This is a genomic window from Micromonospora sp. Mcm103 (assembly GCF_024519755.1).
In the GTDB taxonomy this organism is placed as follows: Bacteria; Actinomycetota; Actinomycetes; order Mycobacteriales; family Micromonosporaceae; genus Micromonospora; species Micromonospora aurantiaca.
Genome location: NZ_JALJRJ010000003.1, coordinates 201,596 through 222,422 on the forward strand (window position 1 = coordinate 201,596; position 20,827 = coordinate 222,422).

A 20,827-nucleotide genomic window follows, 5' to 3' on the forward strand; every position below is an offset into this window, starting at 1 on the left:
CGCCCGGCCGGTGCCCCGCCCCTGCTGAGAGGTAGGTCTCCCCTGCTCAGCGGACGCTGCGGGCGAACTGGCGGGCGGCCCAGAAAACGCCTGCGGCGGCGAGCACCGCGATGATGCCGAGGCCCTGCCACACCCGGTCGTTGCCGAGGTCGCCGTTGAACAGCGCGCGGGTGCCCTCGACCGCCCAGGAGAACGGGTTCCACTTGGCCACGCCCTGGAGCCAGCCGGGGGCGAAGGTGAGCGGCAGCAGGATGCCGGAGAGCAGCAGCACCGGCTGCGCGACGGTGTTCATCAGCGGGGCGAGCGCGTCCTCGCTCTTGACCTTGAGCGCGATGCCGTAGGAGACGGCCGAGGTCATCAGCGCGATGAGGGCGAGCATCAGGTACGCCAGGAGCAGGTTGCCGATGAACACGCGCAGGTCGAACGCGAGCGCCAGCAGCGTGATGATGATCGCCTGCGCGATCAGCGAGACCACGTCGCGCAGCGAGCGGCCGAGGAGCAGGGCGAGCCGGCTGACCGGGGTGACCCGGGAGCGCTCGATCACGCCGGCGCGCAGCTCGGCGATCAGGCCGAAGCCCTGGAACAGGCCGCCGAAGATGGCCAGCAGCACGAGCAGGCCGGGTACGAAGATCTTGTACGCGGCGGCCTGGGTGGGTGCGTTCAGCGCGGGCTTGAGCAGCGGGGCGAACAGGAGCAGGTACATCACCGGCTGGAAGACGCCGACGAAGATCCACACCGGGTTGCGCAGCAGGAGTTGCGTCTGGCGCTGGAAGATCAGCCAGGTGTCGCGGGCGAGTTTCATGACAGCTTCTCCGGGGGTCAGGACTCGCGCAGCGAGCGGCCGGTCTTGGTGAGGAAGACGTCGTCGAGGCTCGGGCGGTGCAGCTCGATCGAGCGCAGGTCCAGCCCGGCGTGGTCGAGCCGGCGCAGCACCTGCGGGATGGCGGTGGCGCCCTCGTCGACGTAGAGGCGCAGGCCGCCCTCGTCGACGGTCTCCAGCTTGCTCACGTACGCCTCGGTGTCGAGCAGTTCGGCGGCGCGCGGGGTGCTCGGGGCGTCCAGGCCGACGATCACCACCTCGCCGGAGATCTCCCGCTTCAGCTCGGCCGGTGTGCCCTCGGCGACCACCTCGCCGTGGTCCATGATCGCGATGCGGTCGCAGAGCGCGTCCGCCTCGTCCAGGTAGTGCGTGGTGATGAAGACGGTCATCCCCTCGGTACGCAGCCGGCGGATCTCGTCCCACATGTGCGCGCGGCTCTGCGGGTCGAGGCCGGTGGTCGGCTCGTCCAGGAAGACGATCTTCGGCTCGTGGATGATGCCGAGCGCGATCTCGACGCGCCGGCGCTGACCGCCGGAGTAGGTCTTGCACTTGCGGTCGGCGTACTCGGTGAGCTGGAAGGCTTCGAGCGCGCGCTCGGCACGGCGGTGCGCGTCGGCCTTGCCGATGCCGTAGAGGCGGGCCTGGAGCACCAGCTCCTCGCGGGCGCTCGACTCGTCCCAGGTGCTGCCGCCCTGGGCCACGTAGCCGATCCGGCGGCGCACCTCGGCCGGGTCCTTGCGCAGGTCGGCGCCGGCCACTGTGGCCTCGCCGCCGTCCGGCTCGATGAGCGTGGCGAGCATCCGCAGCGTGGTGGTCTTGCCGGCGCCGTTGGGCCCGAGGAAGCCGAAGATCTCCCCCGCTGCGACGTCGAGGTCGACGCCGCGGACCGCGTCCACTGTCTTCGTCTCGCGACCCGCGCGGGAGCGGTACGACTTCCGCAACCCCCTGGTCTCGATCATTTCTGCTCCTGGTCGTCCGGGCGGACCTGAGCGGCCGCCGATCGTCCGCGAGGACGCACGAATCCCCCGCGATTCCCGCCGAGGCTAACGCGATATAGCTCTTTTAGTCAACGTTGATTATGTCGTGTCACCGGGAGCCGTCGGACCAGCCCGACCAGTCCTCGGCCCGTTCCATCCCATCGGGCAGGTAAGACACTCCCGACTCGATCCGCTCCGCGATCCGCTCGCACCAGGCCGACTCCGCCTCGGCGCGGGCCAGCCACAGCTCGAACATCCACCCGACGTGCACCGGCTTGCGGGTGCGCACCCAGTCCGAGTCGAGCGCGGCGCGCGTCGACTCGACCCCGGCCCGGAGCAGGTTCGCCCGGTTGCGCAGCGCCGCCGCGGCCTCCTCGCGCGGCATCGCCGGCAGGAAGGAGAACGCCGCCACGAACGGGTCCGGCGGCTCGTGGAGCTGCCACCACTGCGCCCGCAGCAACGTCTCGAACTCGTCCTCCCCCTTCGCCGTCACCTCGTACGTGGTGCGCGCCGGGCGGGCGCCCACCTGCTCCACCGAGACGGTCCGGAGCAGGCCCTCGTCGGTGAGTTTGCGCAGCGCGTGGTAGATCGAGCCCGGTTGCACGTTCGCCCACTTGTCCGCGCTCCAGCTGAGCAGCTCGCGGCGCACGTCGTAGCCGTGCACCGGCTGCATCCACCGAACCAGGCCAAGAATCATCATCCTCGTTGCCGACACGGGACAAGCGTAATAACCAAGTTTGACTACAGTGCCGCATCCCACACTGAGCGATCGTTAGGCCCCGCAGCTCGGCCGCTAAACTCCCGGCAACGACCTCCCGGGAGGAGCCACAAGGTGCGCAAGGTTCTCATCGCCAACCGCGGCGAGATCGCCGTCCGCGTCATCCGCGCCTGCCGCGACGCCGGGCTGGCCAGCGTCGCCGTCTACGCGGACTCCGACCGGGACGCCCTGCACGCCACGCTCGCCGACGAGGCGTACGCGCTCGGCGGTGACACCGCCGCCGACAGCTACCTGCGCATCGACAAGCTGATCGACGTGGCGGCCCGCTCCGGCGCCGACGCGGTGCACCCCGGCTACGGCTTCCTCTCCGAGAACGCCGACTTCGCCCAGGCCGTCATCGACGCCGGGCTGACCTGGGTCGGCCCCACCCCGCAGGCGATCCGCGACCTCGGCGACAAGGTGACCGCCCGGCACATCGCGCAGCGCGCGGGCGCGCCGCTGGTGCCCGGCACCCCGGACCCGGTCGCGAACGCGGACGAGGTGATGGCGTTCGCCGTCGACCACGGCCTGCCGGTCGCCATCAAGGCCGCGTTCGGCGGTGGCGGTCGCGGCCTCAAGGTCGCCCGCACCATGGAGGAGATCCCGCACCTGTTCGAGTCGGCCACCCGCGAGGCGGTCGCCGCGTTCGGCCGGGGCGAGTGCTTCGTCGAGCGCTACCTGGACAAGCCGCGCCACGTCGAGGCGCAGGTGCTGGCCGACCAGCACGGCAACGTGATCGTGGTGGGCACCCGGGACTGCTCGCTGCAGCGCCGGCACCAGAAGCTGGTCGAGGAGGCCCCCGCGCCGTTCCTCACCGACGCCCAGCGGGCCCAGATCCACGACAGCGCCAAGGCCATCTGCCGGGAGGCCGGCTACCACGGCGCCGGCACCGTGGAATACCTGGTCGGCGCGGACGGCACGATCTCCTTCCTGGAGGTGAACACCCGGCTCCAGGTCGAGCATCCGGTCACCGAGGAGACCGCCGGCATCGACCTGGTGCGCGAGCAGTTCCGCATCGCCGACGGCGAGAAGCTGCGCTTCACCGAGGACCCGACGCCGCGCGGGCACGCCATCGAGTTCCGGATCAACGGCGAGGACCCGGGCCGCAACTTCCTGCCCGCGCCGGGCACCGTCACCGCGCTGCGCCTGCCCTCCGGGCCGGGCGTGCGGGTGGACACCGGCATCTCGGCCGGCGACGTGATCGGCGGCAACTTCGACTCGCTGCTCGCCAAGGTGATCATCGTCGGCGAGACGCGTACCGAGGCGCTGGAGCGGGCCCGCCGGGCGCTCGACGAGATGGTGGTCGAGGGCATGGCGACCGCGCTGCCCTTCCACCGCCTGGTGATCCGCGACGAGGCGTTCACCGCCGAGCCGTTCGCCGTGCACACCCGGTGGATCGAGACCGAGTGGGACAACACCGTACCGGCCTTCACCGCCACCGCCGGCGCCGCCGACGAGCCCGCCGAGCGCGAGACCGTCGTGGTCGAGGTGGGCGGCAAGCGGCTGGAGGTCGTCCTCCCCGCCGGGCTCGGCGCGGGTACGGCGGCAGCCGCGCCCGCCGCGAAGAAGCCGGCCCGCCGGGGTGGCGGGGGCAAGGCGGGCGCCGCGGTCAGCGGGGACACGCTCACCTCCCCGATGCAGGGCACGATCGTGAAGATCGCCGTCGCGGACGGCGACGAGGTGGCCGAGGGCGACCTGGTCGTGGTGCTGGAGGCGATGAAGATGGAGCAGCCGCTGCACGCGCACAAGGCCGGCACGGTCAGCGGGCTCGCCGCCGAGGTCGGCGCGGTGATCACGTCCGGCGCCGCGATCTGCACCATCGCCTGAGGAGTGCGGAAGGACCCCTGCGCGACAGCGCGAGGGCGGGTGGTCTGAGCCACCACGGAGGGCGGGAGCGCCGCCGGGCGGGAATGATGGCCGGGTGCGGTTCCTTCACGGCGCGGTCCCCGCGCACGACCTGACCTACAACGACGTCTTCATGGCGCCCAACCGGTCCGAGGTGGGCTCCCGGCTCGACGTCGACCTGGCCACCACCGACGGGACCGGCACCACGATCCCGCTCGTGGTGGCGAACATGACGGCCGTCGCCGGCCGGCGGATGGCCGAGACCGTGGCCCGGCGCGGCGCGGTGGCGGTGATCCCGCAGGACATCCCGATCGAGGTCGTCGCCGACGTGGTCGGCTGGGTCAAGCAGCGGCACCTGGTGCACGACACGGCGATCACGCTCGGCCCGACCGACACCGTCGGTGACGCCATCCACCTGCTGCCGAAGCGCTCGCACGGCGCGGTGGTCGTGGTCGACGCGGCCGGCCGGCCGATGGGCGTGGTGACCGAGGCGGACACCGTCGGGGTGGACCGCTTCGCCCAGCTCCGGCACGTGATGTCGACCGAGCTGCACACCGTGCCGGCGGACGCGGACCCGCGTACCGGATTCGACAGGCTGTCGGCGGGCCGGCGGCGGCTCGCGCCGGTGGTGGACGACGACGGCCGCCTGGTCGGCGTGCTGACCCGGCAGGGCGCGCTGCGCGCCACGCTGTACAAGCCGGCCACCGACGACCGGGGGCGGCTGCGGATCGCCGCCGCCGTGGGCATCAACGGTGACGTCACCGGCAAGGCCGCCGCGCTGCTGGAGGCCGGGGTGGACACGCTCGTCGTGGACACCGCGCACGGGCACCAGGAGCGGATGCTCCAGGCCCTGCGGGCGGTCCGCCGGCTGGACCCGCCGGTGCCGGTGGCGGCCGGGAACGTGGTGACTGCAGACGGCGTACGCGACCTGGTCGACGCGGGCGCGGACATCGTGAAGGTCGGCGTCGGGCCGGGCGCGATGTGCACCACCCGGATGATGACCGGCGTGGGGCGTCCGCAGTTCTCCGCGGTGCTCGACTGCGCCGCGGCGGCCCGCTCGCTGGGGCGGCACGTCTGGGCCGACGGCGGCGTACGCCACCCGCGAGACGTCGCGCTGGCGCTGGCCGCGGGCGCCTCGAACGTGATGATCGGCTCCTGGTTCGCCGGCACCTACGAGTCCCCCGGCGACCTCTACACCGACGCCGACGGGCGGCGCTACAAGGAGAGCTTCGGCATGGCGTCGTCGCGCGCGGTGAGCGCCCGTACGGCCGAGGACAGCGCGTTCGACAGGGCCCGGAAGGCGATCTTCGAGGAGGGCATCTCCTCGGCCCGGATGTATCTGGACCCGAACCGGCCCGGCGTCGAGGACCTGATCGACGAGATCATCTCGGGGGTGCGCAGCGCGTTCACGTACGCGGGGGCGCGCAGCCTGGAGGAGTTCCACGAGCGGGCGCTCGTCGGCGTGCAGAGCGCCGCCGGCTACACCGAGGGGATGCCGCTGCCGACGAGCTGGTGACGTCCGGCCGGCTCAGTCGAACAACCGCCTGATCACGGTACGGGCGGCGGCCTCCGGGTCGTCGCCCACCCGTGGTGGCAGCGCGCCGGAGAGCCAGAGCGTGGCGAAGCCGTGCACGATCGACCAGGCGGCGAGCGCGTCGGCGTCCGGCTCCCGCCCGGTGTGGCGGGCCACTCCGCCGCGCAGCAGTGCCCCCGACCGCGCGCGGGCGGCGACCAGTTCCGGGTCGTCGGCCCGGTACAGCTCGGGCCGGAACATGACGTCGAAGTGCGCCCGGTGCCGCACCGCGAACCCGACGTAGGCCACGCCGCTGTCGAGCAGGTCGTCCCCGGCCTGCCGCAACGCGTCGGCGAGCAGGTCGAAGCCCTGGGTGGCGAACGCGGTGAGCAGCCCGGCCTTGTCGCCGAAGTGGTGCGCCGGCGCGGCGTGCGAGACCCCGGCGCGCCGGGCCAGCTCACGCAGGCTCAGCGCGGCCGGACCGGACTCGGCGATCGCCTCGGCGGCGGTGCTCAGCAGGACGCGGCGGAGGTCGCCGTGGTGGTACGAGGCCATGCCGTCACCCTAACTTGTCATTGACAAGATGGCACCCGTCGACGCAATCTTGTCAGCGACAAGATGCTCGTCGGAGGGATCGACAATGGCACCCCTGATCGCACTCCTCGCCGGCACCGCGCTGGCCCGGATCGCCGGCCTGCTCGGCGTGGACGCCGTGGACGGGTGGCACCCCGCGCTGCGGGTGGGGCTGGCGCTGATGTTCGTGCTGACCGGCGTGGCCCACTTCGCGTCCCGCCGCGCCGACCTGATCGCGATGGTCCCGCCGGCGCTGCCCCGGCCGGCCCTGCTGGTCACCGTCACCGGCGTGCTGGAACTCGCCGGCGCGCTCGCACTGCTGTTCCCGGCCACCGCGCGCCCGGCGGCCGCCGGGCTGGCACTGCTGATGCTCGCCATGTTCCCGGCCAACGTGTCGGCCGCCCGGCGACGGCTCACGCTCGCCGGGCGCCCGGTGACGCCGCTCGGCGTCCGTACCGTGCTCCAGGTCGTCTTCGTGGCCGCGGCGCTGGCGGTGGCCCTCGGCTGATGACCCGCCGCCGACCCGGCGGCCGCCCGCGCCGAGCCGGCGGGACGAGAACGGCGGGACCCGGCTCAGGCGCGGGCCGGCTCCGCCTCGGCGGGCGGGGAGGCCCCGGTCTCCCCGTGGCGAACGGCCGGCAGGCGCAGGCAGGCGACCAGGCCGATCAGCAGGAATCCGGCGCCCGCGAAGGCCGCGTACCGGGTGGCCTCGGAGAACGCCGCCTTCGCCTCCTCGGCGATCGGCGCGGTACGCGGGTCCGCCTCCAGCCCGCCGATCGCCGCGCCGGCGCTCTCCTTGACCGCGCTCACCACCTGGTCCCGCTGGGCCGGGGTGAGTCCGGGCTGATCGGCCAGCCGGTCGCCGAGGAGCCCGCCGAGGCCGGCGAAGAGCACGGTGCCGAGCACCGCGATGCCGAGCGCGGAGCCGACCTGCCGGGCGGTGCTCTGCAGGCCCGAGCCCTGGCCGCTGCGGCGTACCGGCACCTGCGACAGGGATACGCCGGTGAGCTGGGCGGTGGCCAGGCCGACGCCGACGCCGTACACGAACAGGAAGCCCAGCGGCGCCCACCAGCTGGTGTCCGGCGCGACCACGAGCCCGAGCCCGGCCACGCCGACCAGTTCGGCGGCGACGCCGAGCTGCACCACCCGGGCCGCACCAAAGCGCTGGGTCAGCGGCGCGCCGATGCCGCTGGCCAGGAAGCTGCCGACGGCGAGCGGCAGCAACGCCAGGCCGGTCCGGAAGGCGCTGTAGCCGAGCACGTTCTGGAACCACAGCGGCAGCGCGAACAGCAGGCCGAACTCGCCCAGGCTGACGATCGCGGCGGCCAGGATGCCGTTGCGGAACGAGCCGATGCCGAACAGCGACAGGTCGAGCAGCGCGGGACGGCCGGCCCGGTTGCGGCGTACCTGCTGGGCCAGGAAAATCCCGAGCGCGACGAGGCCGACCAGCGCGGCCACCGGCACCGGCGAGATCGACGCGGTCCAGTCCAGCCCGAAGAGGCTGAACGGCCGCTCCCGCTCCCACCAGCCGTAGGTGCGGCCCTCGATCAGCGCGAAGACCACGCCGGTCATGCCGATCACCGAGAGCAGCGCGCCGAGCAGGTCCAGCCCGCGCTCGGCCCGCTCGTCCCGGGACTCGGCCACCAGCACGAGCGTCGCCACGATCACGGCCAGGCTGACCGGGACGTTGATGCCGAAGGCCCACCGCCAGGAGTACGTGGTGGTGAGCCAGCCGCCGAGCAGCGGCCCGAGCGCCGCCGCACCACCGATGGTGGAGCCCCAGACGGCGAACGCGATGCCCTTCTCCCGGCCGGTGAAGTTGGCGTTGAGCAGGGAGAGCGAGGTGGGCAGCATCATCGCCCCGCCGACGCCCTGGAGCACGCGGGAGGCGATCAGCGTCTCGCCGGAGCCGGCGAGCGCGGCGAGCACGCTGGCGACCACGAAGACGGTGACCCCGACGAGGAACATCCGCCGCCGCCCGGACCGGTCGGCGAAGCGGCCGGCGACCAGCAGCAGCGCGGCGAGGACCAGGGTGTACGCCTCCTGCACCCACTGCGCGTCGGTGGAGGTGATGTCGAGGTCCCGGATGATCTGCGGCACCGCGACGTTCACGATCGTGGCGTCCACGATGATCATCGCTACGCCGAGGCTGATGGCCAGCAGCCCGAACCAGCGTCCGCGCCCGTCGCCGCGCATGGCATCCTCCCGCTTTAGCTAGATTTTCTAGCTACCTGAGATGCTAGCTTTACCCCATGGAGGGGGTGCCGCCAACCGGAGAGTCCGCGCGGGTCGCGCCACCGAGCAGCGAGGCGTCCCGCGCGCTGCGCGACGTGCTGCGCCTGGCCGGCTACACGCGGGCCGCGCTGGCCCGCCGCCTGGGCCTCAACGCGACCGACGCCGCCGCGATCGACCACCTGGTCTCCAGCCCGGATCCGCTGGGCCCGGTCGAGCTGGGCAACCGGCTCGGCATCCGGTCCGCCTCGGCGACCACGCTTGTCGACCGGCTCGTGCAGGCCGGTCACGTCGCCCGGACCCCGCACCCGCACGACAGGCGCCGGCTCAGCCTCCAGGTCACGGAGAGCGCCGTCGGCGAGGTGCTGGAGGCGCTGCGCCCGATGCTCGTCGGCGTCGACCGGGCGGTCGCCCGGCTCACCCCCGAGCAGGCCGAGGCCACCACGGCGTTCCTGCGCGAGGTCAGCGAGGTGATGCGGGAGTACGTCGCCACCGCCCCGGACGAGCCGCCACGCACCCGCGCCGATCGCGGCTGAGGAGATTCTCAGAATTAGTTTGGGCCCTGATGGTTCGGGGGCTAACCTGACGCTCGTGAACATGGGCCCGCTCGTCCGCTTCCCCGACGCGTTGCACCACGCGCCACTCGGCCGGCTGATCTCGATCGCCGGACACGTGGTCGAACAGCACTGGGGGCGTTACCTCGCCGAACACGGGCTCACGTCCGCCGGCATGCGGGTCCTGATGATCCTCCTCCGGGCCGGCGACGTGAGCCACCGGGAAATGGCCGAGCTGTGCTTCGTCCGGCCCGCCACGCTCACCGGCATCGCGGACACCCTCGAACGCGACGGCTTCGTCAGCCGCCGCCGCGACCCGGAGGACCGCCGCACGGTCCGGCTCACGCTGACCGACAAGGGCGGCGAACACGCCCGCGCCATCAGCGACATGATCCACAGCGACCGGCCGCTGACGTCGGTCGACGCCGACCCGGCCAACCGGGCGGTGATCCGCCAGTTCCTGATCGAAATCATCACCGGCATGTCCGACGGGGACCTCCGTCGGTTGAACCGGGACAGCGAGTCCGACACCGAGCCGCCAACGGGGAGCCATCTGTGTTGATCCGCCTGCTCCGCACACATCTGCACCCGTACCGACGATGGCTGGCCGCCGTGGTGGCGTTCCAGTTCGTCGGCACGATCGCCTCGCTCTACCTGCCCAGCCTGAACGCCGACATCATCGACCGCGGCGTCGCCGTCGGCGACACCGACCAGATCCTGCGTACGGGCGGGTGGATGCTGCTCGTCAGCCTGCTCCAGATCGCCTGCTCGATCGCCGCCGTCTACTTCGGCGCGAAGACCGCGATGGCGTTCGGCCGCGACGTACGCGGCTCGATCTTCCGGCGCGTCAACAGCTTCTCCGCCCGCGAGGTCGCCCGGTTCGGGGCGCCGTCGCTGATCACCCGCAACACCAACGACGTCCAGCAGGTGCAGATGCTGGTGCTGCTGAGCTGCACCATGCTGGTCGCCGCGCCGATCATGAGCGTCGGCGGCGTGGTGATGGCGCTGCGCGAGGACGTCGGGCTCTCCTGGCTGATGCTGGTCTGCGTACCGGTGCTCGCAGTCGCGCTGGGTCTGATCATCCGCCGGATGGTGCCGGGCTTCCGGCTCATGCAGACCCGGATCGACACCGTCAACCGGGTGCTGCGCGAGCAGATCACCGGCATCCGGGTGGTCCGGGCGTTCGTCCGTGAGCCGTACGAGACCGACCGGTTCCGGGTCGCCAACACCGACCTGACCACCACCGCACTGCGGATCGGACGGCTCCAGGCGCTGATCTTCCCGATCGTGATGCTGGTGCTGAACGTCTCCAGCGTCGCGGTGCTCTGGTTCGGCGCGGCACGGGTCGACTCCGGTCAGATCCAGGTCGGCGCGCTCACCGCGTTCCTGCAGTACCTGATGCAGATCCTGATGGCGGTCATGATGGCCACCTTCATGCTGATGATGGTGCCCCGGGCCGCGGTCTGCGCCGAGCGCATCGAGGAGGTGCTGGACACCGACTCGTCGGTGGTGCCGGCCACCGACCCGGTCACCGAGGTCACCGGCCGCGGCGAACTGGAACTACGCGGCGCCGGATTCCAGTACCCGGGTGCGAGCGCCCCGGTGCTGCACGACATCTCGTTCCGCGCCGAGCCGGGCCGCACCACCGCGATCATCGGTTCCACCGGCGCCGGCAAGACCACGCTGCTCACGCTCATCCCCCGGCTGGTCGACCCGACCGCCGGCGCCGTCCTGGTCGACGGCGTGGACGTACGGGACCTGGCCCCGGACGAGCTGTGGCGGCGGATCGGGCTGGTGCCCCAGCGGCCGTACCTGTTCACCGGCACGGTCGCCAGCAACCTGCGCTACGGCAACCCGGACGCCACCGACGCGGACCTGTGGGCCGCGCTGGAGATCGCCCAGGCGCGCGACTTCGTCGCCGAGATGCCGGGCGGGCTGGAGGCGCCGATCGCGCAGGGCGGCACCAACGTCTCCGGCGGCCAGCGGCAACGCCTGGCCATCGCCCGCGCGCTCGTCCGCAAACCGGAGATCTACCTCTTCGACGACTCCTTCTCCGCGCTCGACCTCGGCACGGACGCCCGGCTGCGGGCCGCCCTCAAGCCGGTCACCGCGGACGCGGCGGTGGTGATCGTGGCCCAGCGGGTCTCCACGATCGTCGACGCCGACCAGATCATCGTGCTCGAGGACGGGGGTGTCGTCGGGATGGGACGACATGAGGAACTGCTGGAGAGCTGCCCCACGTACGCCGAGATCGTCGCGTCGCAGCAGACGGCGGAGGTGGCCGCATGACGTCGTCGGTGCCGCAGCAGAAGAACGAGCCGACGCGGCTGCCTCCGGCCGGGCGGCGGCCCGGCGGTGGTCCGCCGCACATGAGCATGGGCATGCCGGCCGAGAAGGCGATGAACTTCGGGCCCTCGGCACGGCGGCTGCTGGCGCGGCTGCGGCCGTACCGGCTCCAGCTCACCGGCGTGCTCGCGCTGGCCCTGGCCAGCGTCGGGCTCAGCGTCATCGGGCCGAAGGTGCTCGGCCACGCCACCGACATCATCTTCAGCGGGGTGATCGGGCGGCAGCTCCCGCCCGGCACCACCACCGAGGCGGCGGCGGAGGCGGCCCGCGCCGAGGGCAACGGCAACTTCGCCGACATGCTGGCTCGGATGGACGTGATCCCCGGCGCAGGCATCGACTTCGACGCGCTGGGCCGGGTGCTGGCGTTCGCCGTGGTGCTCTACGTCGGCGCGAGCATGCTCCAGTGGGCGCAGGGCTGGGTCCTCAACGGCGTGGTGCAGCGCACGGTGCTGACGCTGCGCGCCGACGTGGAGGACAAGCTCAACCGGCTGCCGCTGCCCTACTTCGACAAGCAGCCCCGCGGTGAGCTGCTCAGCCGGGTCACGAACGACATCGACAACGTGTCGCAGACGCTCCAGCAGACGCTGAGCCAGTTGCTCACGTCGCTGCTCACCGTCGTCGGCGTACTCGCGATGATGTTCTGGATCTCGCCGTTGCTGGCTGTCGTCGCGCTCGTCGCGGTGCCGCTGTCGGTGGTGGTCACCGGTCAGATCGCCAAGCGGTCGCAGGGCAAGTTCATCGCCCAGTGGAAGCACACCGGCGAGCTGAACGGCCAGATCGAGGAGGCGTACACCGGGCACGAGCTGGTCAAGGTCTTCGGCCGGCAGAAGGAGGTCGAGGCCGCCTTCCACGCCAAGAACGAGGAGCTGTTCCGGGCCGGCTTCGGCGCGCAGTTCGTCTCCGGGCTGATCATGCCGGCGATGTTCTTCATCGGGAATCTCAGCTACGTCGCGATCGCCGTGGTCGGCGGCCTGCGGGTGGCGTCGGGCTCGATGAGCCTCGGCGACGTGCAGGCGTTCATCCAGTACTCGCGGCAGTTCACCCAGCCGCTCACCCAGGTCGCGTCGATGGCCAACCTGCTGCAGTCCGGGGTGGCCTCGGCCGAGCGGGTCTTCGCCGTGCTCGACGCGGACGAGCAGAGCCCCGACCCGGCCGAGCCGGTCCGGGTCGCCGACCCGCACGGGCGGGTCGAGTTCGAGCACGTCTCCTTCCGGTACGACCCGGAGAAGCCGCTCATCGACGACCTGTCGCTGGTCGCCGAGCCGGGTCACACGGTCGCCATCGTCGGTCCCACCGGTGCCGGCAAGACCACGCTGGTCAATCTGGTCATGCGGTTCTACGAGCTCGATGCGGGGCGGATCACGCTGGACGGGGTGGACATCGCCACGATGCGCCGCGACGACCTGCGCGGCCGGATCGGCATGGTGCTGCAGGACACCTGGCTGTTCGGCGGGACCATCCGGGACAACATCGCCTACGGCCGGCCGGACGCCACCGAGGAGGAGATCCTCGCCGCCGCCCGGGCGACGTTCGTGGACCGGTTCGTCCGCAGCCTGCCGGACGGCTACGACACGGTGATCGACGAGGAGGGCAGCAACGTCAGCGCCGGGGAGAAGCAGCTCATCACCATCGCGCGGGCGTTCCTGGCCGAGCCGTCGCTGCTGATCCTGGACGAGGCGACCAGCTCGGTGGACACCCGGACCGAGGTGCTGCTCCAGCGCGCCATGGCGGCGCTGCGCTCGGACCGGACGAGCTTCGTCATCGCGCACCGGCTCTCCACCATCCGCGACGCCGACCTGATCCTGATGATGGAGCAGGGCCGGATCGTCGAGCAGGGCACCCATGACCAGCTCGTCGCCGCCGGTGGCGCGTACGCCCGGCTCTACCGGGCGCAGTTCAGCGGCGCGGTCATCGAAGACGAGGTGCCGGCGCCCGCCCCGGCCGGCCCGCCGGGGATGCGGGCCGGTGCCGGCACGCCGGTCGGGAACTGACGTGGACCCGGCCACAGGTCCGACACCGGTCCCCGTCCGGGCGCCTCACCGGCACCCGGACGGGCCGGGGTCAGGCCGGGAGCAGCGCCGCCGACCGGCTCGCGACCACCGCGCCGACCAGGCCCAGCGCCTCGGCGGCGGGCATCGGGTCGAGCACCCGGCCGTCGCGCAGGCGCAGCGAGACCGAACCGTCGGCCGCCTCCCGGGGGCCCAGAACCCCGGTGTACGGGACGCGGCGGCGGGACGCGTCCCGGATCCGGGCACCCAGCGAACCGGCGTGGTCCACCTCGACCCGCAGCCCGGCCGCCTCGGCCCGGCGGGCCAGCCCGACGGCCGCCTCGGCCTGGGCCGCGTCGACCGGGAGCAGCAGCAACTGCACCGGGGCGTACCAGGCCGGGAACGCGCCCTCATGCACTTCGATCAGGTACGCGAACAGCCGCTCCATGCTGCCGACGAGGCTGCGGTGCACCATCACCGGCCGTTTCCGGCGGCCGTCCGAGTCGGTGTACGACAGGTCGAACCGCTCCGGCTTGTCGAAGTCGAGCTGGACGGTGGAGATGGTCGACTCCCGGCCGGCCGCGTCCACGATCTGAATGTCGATCTTCGGGCCGTAGAACGCGGCCTCGCCCGGCGCCTCGACGACGTCCACCCCGTCGAGCGCGGCGCGGAGCAGTTCCTCGGCCCGCGCCCAGCCGGCGTCGTCGCCCACGTACCGCTGGCCCGGCCCGCGCAGCGACAGCCGCAACCCGGCGGGACGGACGCCGAGCGCCGCGTGCGCCTCGCCGATCAGCCGCAGGATCTCGCGGACCTCGTCACCGACCTGCTCCAGGGCGCAGAAGTTGTGCGCGTCGTTGAGCGAGATGGCCCGCACCCGGGACAGCCCGCCGAGCACACCGGAGCGCTCCGCCCGGTACATGCCGCCCAGCTCGGCGATCCGCAGCGGCAGCTCGCGGTAGGAGCGGCCGCGGGCGCGGAACACCAGCGCGTGGTGCGGGCACAGCGCCGGGCGCAGCACGAACTCGTCGTCGGCGCTCAGCCGCATCGGCGGGAACATGTCGTCGGCGAAGTAGCCCAGATGCCCGGACAGCTCGAACAGCTCCCGCTTACCGAGCGGCGGCGAGTAGACGTGCCGGTAGCCGGCCCGGCGCTCCAACTCCCGGACGTACTCCTCGACGGCGTGCCGGGCGGCGGCGCCGGCCGGCAGCCAGATCGGCAGCCCGGCGCCCGCGAGCGGGTCGGAGACGAACAGCTCCAGGTCCCGGCCGAGCCTGCGGTGGTCGATCATGTCGCTCTCCTTGATCGGGTACGACCCGGAGGCGAGCAGGCCCGGTACGCCGCGAGGCCCCGGAGCGGATCGCCCCGGGGCCTCGTCGACGGAAACGTCAGTGCGGCGCGCCGGGAACACCCGGCGTCGTGGTCACTACCGCGCTGCGCATGCCCCGACCGTAGGCGCGCGGGCATCGACGGCGCACCTGAGTTTCGGAGTGTGGGTGCGGGTCGCCGGCACGGGACCTGCCGGCGACCCGCGGCGGCCCGGTCGTCAGGAACGGGGGACCCGACGACTCCGGTGCCGCGTCCGACCAACGGTACGCCGGGAATCGACGATGCGCCGCCCCGCCCCGTGGTGTACGCGCCGGTGGCCCGTCACCTGCGGGCGGGCCGCCTCGTTTCACACCTACGGCCTGCCGGTGTCGGCTGTCACCGTGCGGCGGGGCCGGTGGTGGTGACGCCGGACACGGCGTCAGGCTCGATCCGGTCGAACGGAGAACTCCGGCGAGGTGGCGGTCGTGGCCGAGCTCATCTCTGACGTCGCGTCGCCCATGTGGGCGTACGCGCTGTTGCTGATCCTGCTGATCGCCGACGCCTTCGTCCCGGTGGTGCCGACCCAGCTCGTCATGATCACCAGCGGGGCGCTGACCGTGTACGGCGGGCTCAGCCTGCCGCTCACCATCGCGGTCGGCGCGGCCGGTGTGTTCATCGGTGACCTGGCCTGCTACCTGATCGGCCGCAGTACGCCGACCCGGCGCGCGGCGCGCGCCACGACACCGGGACGGGCACGCCGGGCGGTCACCCGGGTCACCCGTGGGCTGCGCGAACCGGGGCCGATGGTGATCCTGCTCTGCCGTTTCGTACCAGGTGGCCGCATGGCGGCCTGCTTCTCGGCCGGGCGCAGCCGCTACCCGTACCGGCTGTTCCTGCCCTACGAGGCGGCGGCGGCGCTCGCGTGGTCCAGCTACGGCGCGCTCGTCGGCCATCTGGGCGGTACGGCGCTGACCCACTCGGCGTGGCGGCTGCTGCTGATCGGCGGGGTGGCCGCTGCGGGGTTCGCGCTGGCCGGGTGGGCGATGACCTGGATCAGCAGCGCCCGGCAGACCCGTGCCGAGGCCACCGCCGACTCCGCCGGCAGTTGACCCCCGAGCACCTGATCGACGTGAAGGAAGAACAGGTCATGAGCGATGCGGCGGCGTGGCACGACGTCAAGGCCAGGGCTCGGCGAATCGATCCCTCATGGAATGACGCCAAGCGCGTGACCCGGCGCGGGCAGCTCAGAGAACAGATGCTGGCGTCGATCGCCGCCGCGCAACCGGCGGGAGACCGGGCGGACGATCCATCTCGACCCGACCTCACCTGACGCGGTTCTCGGGGGTCCGGTAGGGGACGACCCGGGGAGCGAAGTGGGTGGTGGTCCCGGATCCGTCTGGGGCGGTTACGGCGACAGGCTGGCCGTATGCCTGGAACGCGGAGCAGCGGCCTGTTGGCCCTCGGCGGGATCGTCCTGGCGGCGGTGCTCGCGATGGTCGGTCATCTCGAGGTGAGCGACGACCTGGATCCCTGGTCGCTGACCGTCAGCGACTTCGCCGTCTCCGATCGGGGCGGCGTCATCGACACCGCGATGGCGGTGCTCGCGGCGGCCAGCCTGGTGCTGCTGCCGTCGCTGCGCCGGGCCGGAGCGGGCCGGGTGCCGCTCGCGCTGCTGACCGCCTGGTCGGCCGGGCTGCTGGCCGCCGCCGTGGTGCCCACGAACGAGCCGGGCACGCCCATGGACACCGCCGCGTACGTGCACCGGTACGCCTCGGTGCTGTCGTTCCTGGCCCTGCCGGTGGCCGGCTGGCTGCTGGCCCGTCACCCGGTCGCCGGAGCCGCCACCTGGCTACGCGGGCTGACAGTGGCCAGCCTGGTGCTGGCGGGCGCGATGATCTGGTCCGCCTACCCCGGCGACCGCGCCCTGCTCGGCCTGATCGAGCGCCTGCTCATCCTCACCGAGACAGCCCTGCTGACAACCCTGGCCCTGCACCTCACCCTGACCAAAGTCGTCGATCATGCAGTTGGGACCCCGCACAGACCGGGCATACCGGTCGGATCGGGGGCCGCAACTCCATGATCGACGAGCAAAGAGGGGGTTACTCCAGCTCGTGGAGCATGAGCTGGCGGGCGGCCTCGGTGATGGAGCCGGACAGGCTCGGGTAGATGGTGATGGTGTGCGCCAGCTCGTTGACGGTGAGGTTGTTCTCCACCGCCATCGTGATCGGCAGGATCAGCTCGCTCGCCTTCGGCGCCACCACCACGCCGCCGATCACCTGGCCGCTCGCCGGCCGGCAGAACAGCTTGACGAAGCCGTCGGCCAGGTCGTCCATCTTCGCCCGGGCGTTGCCGGACAGCGGCAGCATCACCTGGCGGGCCGGGGTCTTGCCGGCATACACCTCGTCCTGGGAGACGCCGACGGTGGCCAGCTCCGGGTCGGTGAAGACGTTCGCGGCGACGGTACGCAGCCGCAGCGGCCGGACCGCCTCGCCCAGCGCGTGCCACATGGCGATCCGGCCCTGCATGGCCGCGACGCTCGCGAGCGGCAGCACGCCGGTGCAGTCACCCGCCGCGTAGATGCCCGGCACGTTGGTACGGGAGACCCGGTCCACCGTCACGTAACCGCCCCGGGCCAGCTCCACGCCGTACTCGGCCAGGCCCAGGTCGGCGGTGTTCGGGATCGAGCCGACAGCGATCAGCGCGTGCGAGCCGGTGACCTGCCTTCCGTCGGAGAGCACCACCTCGACCCCGTCGCCGACGCGGCGGACCGCCTCGGCGCGGGAGTTGTTCAGGATGCTCATGCCCCGGTTGCGGAACACCCGCTCGATCGCCATCGCGGCGTCGGCGTCCTCGTGCGGCATGACCCGGTCCCGGCTGGACACGAGCGTGACCTTGACGCCCATGGCGAGGTACGCGCTGGCGAACTCGGCGCCGGTCACGCCGGAGCCGACCACGATCAGGTGCTCGGGCAGGTCGGGCAGGTCGTACACCTGGCGCCAGGTCAGGATGCGCTCGCCGTCCGGTACGGCGGTGGGCAACTGGCGGGGGGTCGCGCCGGTCGCGACCAGCACCGTCGACGCGGCGATCGAGTATTCGGCGCCGCCGTCGGCCGGGGTGACGATCACCCGGTGGGTGTGGCCGAGCGTGTCCTCGCCGAGCCGGGCGGTGCCGGCGACGAACTCGACGCCGGCCTTTACGAGCTTGGTGTGGATGTCGGCGGACTGGGCCAGCGCGAGCCGCTTGACCCGCTCGTGCACCGCCGAGGCGTCGACGGTGACCGCCTCCAGGCCGTCGGAGTGCACCCCGAACTCCTCGGTGTCCCGGTAGCCGGTGACCACCTCGGAGCTGGCGATGAACGTCTTGGAGGGCACGCAGTCGGAGAGCACGCAGGCGCCGCCGGCGCCCTCCGCCTCGACCACTGTGACATCGGCGTCCAACTGCGCGGCGACCAGAGCCGCCTCGTACCCGGCCGGCCCGCCGCCGATGATCACGATCTGGCTCACAGCAGTCGCCCCTCGTCTGTGCTCACAGTGACTTTCTTCTCCCCGTCCCGTCCGACACGCACTGTCGTATTCTCCCCCACCCGCCAGCCGGGCTATCGTCGTCGCCGTGGGTCTCTACGCTGCTTACGGCTCGAACCTGGATCCCGCCCGCATGCGCGCCTACTGCCCGCATTCGCCGATGGTGGGCACCGGCTGGCTTGAGGGCTGGCGGCTCACCTTCGCCGGCGAGGACGTCATCGGCTGGGAGGGCTCGGTCAGCACCGTTGTCGAGTCCCCGGGTGACCGGGTGTTCGTGGCGCTCTACGACATCCACCCGTACGACGCCGCGCAGCTCGACGAGATCGAGGGCGTGACCTCCGGGACGTACCGCAAGCTGACCGTCCGCGTCTCGACGCTCGACGGCGACGTGACAGCGTGGGTCTACGTGTTCGACGGGTACGAGGGCGGGCTGCCCACCGCGTGGTACCTCTCGGAGCTCGCGAACGCCGCGGAGAAGGCGGGCGCGCCGGACGACTACGTCACCGAGCTGCGGTCCCGCCCCACCGGCACCGCGTCGGCGTAGCGCGTCTCCCACACCCACAGTGTGCGCCGGGCGGCCGTACCCGCGCTCGGCGACCCCGGTACGAGGGGTGCCGGGTCACACCCGCGAGGCGGGCACGCTCCGCTCGTACATGTCGGCCCAGTGCTCCTCCACCAGCCCGACGGAGCGGTAGAGCGTGACCGGCGCGGTCGGGTTGGCCAGGTCGACGCCGAGCCCGGCGCCGGTGCGGCCCTTCGCCGCGTAGACCGCGAAGGCCCGGCGCAGCAGCGCCGCGCCCACCCCGCGGCGCCGGTACGCGGGCAGCACCGACAGCGTCCGCACCCACCCCCGGTCCTGGTCGAGCGCCTGGTCGGAGGACTGGAGCGCACCGGCCGGCTCGCCGTCGACCTCGGCCAGGAACCACTCGTCCCAGACCTTGCCGTACGACGGCAGCAGGTCCCGCCACTGTGCGAAGTCGAGCGGGTCGTGGTCGGGGGTGTCCCGGAACGCGGTGTCGTAGATCCGGTGGAACAGCCGCAGGTCGTCCTCGTCGTCGGCGCGCAGCGGCCGCACCGTCACCCCGGGCGGGGGCGCCGGCTCGGCGGGCAGGTCGGCGAGCGAGCGGCTCATCCGGATGTAGCGCTTGATCCGGGTGAACCCGGCCTCGGCCAGCTCACCGGCCCAGCGGGTCTCCGGCGCGTACACCCCGGCGCGGGCGGTCAGCGCGGGCAGGCCGCGCTCGGCGGCCCGTTCGGCGACGCGTTCCAGCAGCCGGGCCAGCAGCGGCGCGCGCAGGTCGGCGCCGCGGTCGGGGTCGACGAGCACGTCCACCCACTCCCGCCCGACACCGCTCGGGTTGGCCAGGATCGACCAGGCCACCGCCGTGCCGTCCGGGTCGGTGACCAGCCACGAGTCCCGAGCCGGGTCGACGAACGGCGCGGTCAGCGCGGACCGCACGTCCTCGTCGTCGAAGTCCGGGTGGCCCACGGCGAACGTGTCGGCGGCGTGCACCACCGCCAGGATCGCGGGCACGTCTTCGAGGGTCGGGCGGCGGGCCGACCAGCCGGCGGGAAGCGTCACGGGCCAGATCCTGGCAGCCGCACCGGCCGGATCGCCTCCCATTTATCCGCCGCGGGCGCGCTGCCGCGCGGCGCCGAGCAGACCCAGCAGCTCAGCGCCCTCGGCGGCGTCCAGCACGCGGAACGCCGCCGACGCCAGCCGGTCGGTCACCGCCTCGGCCCACAGCCGGCGCCGCACCAGCGGCCCGACCGGCGGGTACGGGGGCACCCAGCCGCACGCGGCGGCACCGGCCTCGCCCTCCGGCCCGGCCAGCACCGCCTCCAGCGGTGTCAGCCCGGCCGCGCGCACCGCCAGCAGGTACGCCCCGGCGAAGTGCTCACGCAGCAGCAGCATCCCGACAGCCGCCCGCGCACCCGGCGACGGGTCGGGCACCGGCATGGCCCGCCAGGCGGCGAAAAGCGGCATGCCGCTGCCGTCCGCCGCGTCGACCGCCCGGCCCAGCAGCGCGGCGAGCCGGGACGACTCGGCGCCGTCGCCCAGCCGGGCGGTGCCCCACCGGCAGCACTCGGCGAGGTTGGCGGTGGCCACCTCCAGCGGCGGGACGGTGCGCGCGGCGGCGTCCCAGCCGTCGGTGACCGCCTCCGGGGCGATGAAGCCGAGCGCCGCGGCGACCGTCTCGGCGCGGACGTCCCCGAGCGCACCGGCCCGCCCGGTGATGTAGAAGGCCCACCCGGAGATGCCGAGCAGCCGCGCCCGGCGCAGCGTGGACGGGCAGCGCGCGAATGCCTCCCCGAGTTCGAGCACCAGCGGCTTGCAGGCGGCGGCGAGCTGTTCCGGAGTCATCGGCCGCCCGTCGCCGTGACTCCACCGTAGC

The 20,827-nt window shown here is 72.8% G+C and carries 20 protein-coding genes; 11 read left to right on the forward strand and 9 right to left on the reverse strand.

Annotated elements, in window-relative coordinates:
* Window positions 1-46: 46 nt before the first annotated feature.
* From OC439_RS05860 to OC439_RS05870, 3 genes are all read right to left on the reverse strand, one after another.
* Window positions 47-802 carry an ABC transporter permease gene (locus OC439_RS05860; protein WP_013284036.1) on the reverse strand — a complete coding sequence of 252 codons (756 nt, stop codon included), beginning with the start codon at window positions 800-802 and terminating at the stop codon, window positions 47-49.
* Between the two features lie 17 nt (window positions 803-819).
* On the reverse strand, window positions 820-1,779 hold the full coding sequence (locus tag OC439_RS05865) for an ATP-binding cassette domain-containing protein (RefSeq protein ID WP_262012559.1): 960 nt from the start codon (window positions 1,777-1,779) through the stop codon (window positions 820-822).
* A 127-nt stretch (window positions 1,780-1,906) separates the two neighbouring features.
* Window positions 1,907-2,497 (reverse strand): PadR family transcriptional regulator, encoded by a 591-nt coding sequence (locus tag OC439_RS05870; protein ID WP_262012752.1) that lies wholly within the window; start codon window positions 2,495-2,497, stop codon window positions 1,907-1,909.
* A gap of 132 nt (window positions 2,498-2,629) precedes the next feature.
* Here OC439_RS05870 and OC439_RS05875 point away from each other — a divergent pair, with 132 nt between their 5' ends.
* Complete coding sequence (locus OC439_RS05875; RefSeq protein WP_262012560.1) at window positions 2,630-4,381, forward strand: acetyl/propionyl/methylcrotonyl-CoA carboxylase subunit alpha; 1,752 nt, start codon at window positions 2,630-2,632, stop codon at window positions 4,379-4,381.
* Between the two features lie 94 nt (window positions 4,382-4,475).
* A complete protein-coding gene (locus tag OC439_RS05880) occupies window positions 4,476-5,915 on the forward strand; it encodes a GuaB1 family IMP dehydrogenase-related protein (RefSeq protein ID WP_262012561.1) in 1,440 nt (479 codons plus the stop codon).
* Window positions 5,916-5,927: 12 nt separating this feature from the next.
* Here OC439_RS05880 and OC439_RS05885 read toward each other — a convergent pair whose 3' ends face one another.
* A complete protein-coding gene (locus tag OC439_RS05885; RefSeq protein WP_262012562.1) occupies window positions 5,928-6,467 on the reverse strand; it encodes a TetR/AcrR family transcriptional regulator in 540 nt (179 codons plus the stop codon).
* An 85-nt stretch (window positions 6,468-6,552) separates the two neighbouring features.
* Here OC439_RS05885 and OC439_RS05890 point away from each other — a divergent pair, with 85 nt between their 5' ends.
* Entirely contained in the window at window positions 6,553-6,993 is a 441-nt protein-coding gene (locus tag OC439_RS05890) for a DoxX family membrane protein (RefSeq protein ID WP_262012563.1), read from the forward strand.
* A gap of 65 nt (window positions 6,994-7,058) precedes the next feature.
* On the opposite strand, the gene OC439_RS05895 is transcribed toward OC439_RS05890, so the two are convergent.
* Window positions 7,059-8,681: a DHA2 family efflux MFS transporter permease subunit gene (locus tag OC439_RS05895; RefSeq protein ID WP_262012564.1), complete on the reverse strand. Its 1,623-nt coding sequence runs from the start codon at window positions 8,679-8,681 to the stop codon at window positions 7,059-7,061.
* A 56-nt stretch (window positions 8,682-8,737) separates the two neighbouring features.
* Between OC439_RS05895 and OC439_RS05900 the strand changes: the two genes are divergently transcribed.
* From OC439_RS05900 to OC439_RS05915, 4 genes are all read left to right on the forward strand, one after another.
* Window positions 8,738-9,253 (forward strand): MarR family winged helix-turn-helix transcriptional regulator, encoded by a 516-nt coding sequence (locus OC439_RS05900; protein WP_262012565.1) that lies wholly within the window; start codon window positions 8,738-8,740, stop codon window positions 9,251-9,253.
* 61 nt (window positions 9,254-9,314) lie between these two features.
* Window positions 9,315-9,833 (forward strand): MarR family winged helix-turn-helix transcriptional regulator, encoded by a 519-nt coding sequence (locus OC439_RS05905; protein WP_262012753.1) that lies wholly within the window; start codon window positions 9,315-9,317, stop codon window positions 9,831-9,833.
* On the forward strand, window positions 9,827-11,560 hold the full coding sequence (locus OC439_RS05910) for an ABC transporter ATP-binding protein (protein ID WP_262012566.1): 1,734 nt from the start codon (window positions 9,827-9,829) through the stop codon (window positions 11,558-11,560). Before OC439_RS05905 ends, OC439_RS05910 begins: the two co-directional genes overlap by 7 nt.
* On the forward strand, window positions 11,557-13,608 hold the full coding sequence (locus OC439_RS05915) for an ABC transporter ATP-binding protein (RefSeq protein WP_315985910.1): 2,052 nt from the start codon (window positions 11,557-11,559) through the stop codon (window positions 13,606-13,608). Before OC439_RS05910 ends, OC439_RS05915 begins: the two co-directional genes overlap by 4 nt.
* Before the next feature lie 70 nt (window positions 13,609-13,678).
* On the opposite strand, the gene thrS is transcribed toward OC439_RS05915, so the two are convergent.
* Window positions 13,679-14,893: a threonine--tRNA ligase gene (thrS, locus tag OC439_RS05920; protein WP_262012567.1), complete on the reverse strand. Its 1,215-nt coding sequence runs from the start codon at window positions 14,891-14,893 to the stop codon at window positions 13,679-13,681.
* A 502-nt stretch (window positions 14,894-15,395) separates the two neighbouring features.
* Between thrS and OC439_RS05925 the strand changes: the two genes are divergently transcribed.
* From OC439_RS05925 to OC439_RS05935, 3 genes are all read left to right on the forward strand, one after another.
* On the forward strand, window positions 15,396-16,019 hold the full coding sequence (locus OC439_RS05925) for a DedA family protein (protein ID WP_262012568.1): 624 nt from the start codon (window positions 15,396-15,398) through the stop codon (window positions 16,017-16,019).
* Window positions 16,016-16,240, forward strand: a complete 225-nt coding sequence (locus OC439_RS05930) for a hypothetical protein (RefSeq protein WP_262012569.1) — start codon at window positions 16,016-16,018, stop codon at window positions 16,238-16,240. Before OC439_RS05925 ends, OC439_RS05930 begins: the two co-directional genes overlap by 4 nt.
* Before the next feature lie 96 nt (window positions 16,241-16,336).
* Window positions 16,337-16,990, forward strand: coding sequence for a DUF998 domain-containing protein (locus OC439_RS05935; protein ID WP_262012570.1), 654 nt, complete (start codon window positions 16,337-16,339; stop codon window positions 16,988-16,990).
* A gap of 19 nt (window positions 16,991-17,009) precedes the next feature.
* Here OC439_RS05935 and OC439_RS05940 read toward each other — a convergent pair whose 3' ends face one another.
* Complete coding sequence (locus tag OC439_RS05940; protein ID WP_262012571.1) at window positions 17,010-18,413, reverse strand: NAD(P)H-quinone dehydrogenase; 1,404 nt, start codon at window positions 18,411-18,413, stop codon at window positions 17,010-17,012.
* Between the two features lie 106 nt (window positions 18,414-18,519).
* On the opposite strand from OC439_RS05940, the gene OC439_RS05945 reads away from it, so the two are divergent.
* Window positions 18,520-18,975, forward strand: coding sequence for a gamma-glutamylcyclotransferase (locus tag OC439_RS05945; RefSeq protein ID WP_262012572.1), 456 nt, complete (start codon window positions 18,520-18,522; stop codon window positions 18,973-18,975).
* Between the two features lie 75 nt (window positions 18,976-19,050).
* On the opposite strand, the gene OC439_RS05950 is transcribed toward OC439_RS05945, so the two are convergent.
* On the reverse strand, window positions 19,051-20,013 hold the full coding sequence (locus OC439_RS05950; protein ID WP_262012573.1) for a GNAT family N-acetyltransferase: 963 nt from the start codon (window positions 20,011-20,013) through the stop codon (window positions 19,051-19,053).
* Between the two features lie 42 nt (window positions 20,014-20,055).
* Window positions 20,056-20,796, reverse strand: coding sequence for an SCO6745 family protein (locus tag OC439_RS05955; RefSeq protein ID WP_262012574.1), 741 nt, complete (start codon window positions 20,794-20,796; stop codon window positions 20,056-20,058).
* Window positions 20,797-20,827 lie beyond the last annotated feature (31 nt).

Excerpts from the sequence above, each read along its gene's own strand:
- OC439_RS05860 (WP_013284036.1), bottom strand. The coding sequence starts at position 802 with ATGAAACTCGCCCGCGACACCTGGCTGATCTTCCAGCGCCAGACGCAA.
- OC439_RS05865 (WP_262012559.1), bottom strand. The coding sequence starts at position 1,779 with ATGATCGAGACCAGGGGGTTGCGGAAGTCGTACCGCTCCCGCGCGGGT.
- OC439_RS05870 (WP_262012752.1), bottom strand. The coding sequence starts at position 2,497 with ATGATGATTCTTGGCCTGGTTCGGTGGATGCAGCCGGTGCACGGCTAC.
- OC439_RS05885 (WP_262012562.1), bottom strand. The coding sequence starts at position 6,467 with ATGGCCTCGTACCACCACGGCGACCTCCGCCGCGTCCTGCTGAGCACC.
- OC439_RS05890 (WP_262012563.1), top strand. The coding sequence starts at position 6,553 with ATGGCACCCCTGATCGCACTCCTCGCCGGCACCGCGCTGGCCCGGATC.
- OC439_RS05895 (WP_262012564.1), bottom strand. The coding sequence starts at position 8,681 with ATGCGCGGCGACGGGCGCGGACGCTGGTTCGGGCTGCTGGCCATCAGC.
- OC439_RS05900 (WP_262012565.1), top strand. The coding sequence starts at position 8,738 with ATGGAGGGGGTGCCGCCAACCGGAGAGTCCGCGCGGGTCGCGCCACCG.
- OC439_RS05905 (WP_262012753.1), top strand. The coding sequence starts at position 9,315 with ATGGGCCCGCTCGTCCGCTTCCCCGACGCGTTGCACCACGCGCCACTC.
- OC439_RS05915 (WP_315985910.1), top strand. The coding sequence starts at position 11,557 with ATGACGTCGTCGGTGCCGCAGCAGAAGAACGAGCCGACGCGGCTGCCT.
- thrS (WP_262012567.1), bottom strand. The coding sequence starts at position 14,893 with ATGATCGACCACCGCAGGCTCGGCCGGGACCTGGAGCTGTTCGTCTCC.
- OC439_RS05935 (WP_262012570.1), top strand. The coding sequence starts at position 16,337 with ATGCCTGGAACGCGGAGCAGCGGCCTGTTGGCCCTCGGCGGGATCGTC.
- OC439_RS05955 (WP_262012574.1), bottom strand. The coding sequence starts at position 20,796 with ATGACTCCGGAACAGCTCGCCGCCGCCTGCAAGCCGCTGGTGCTCGAA.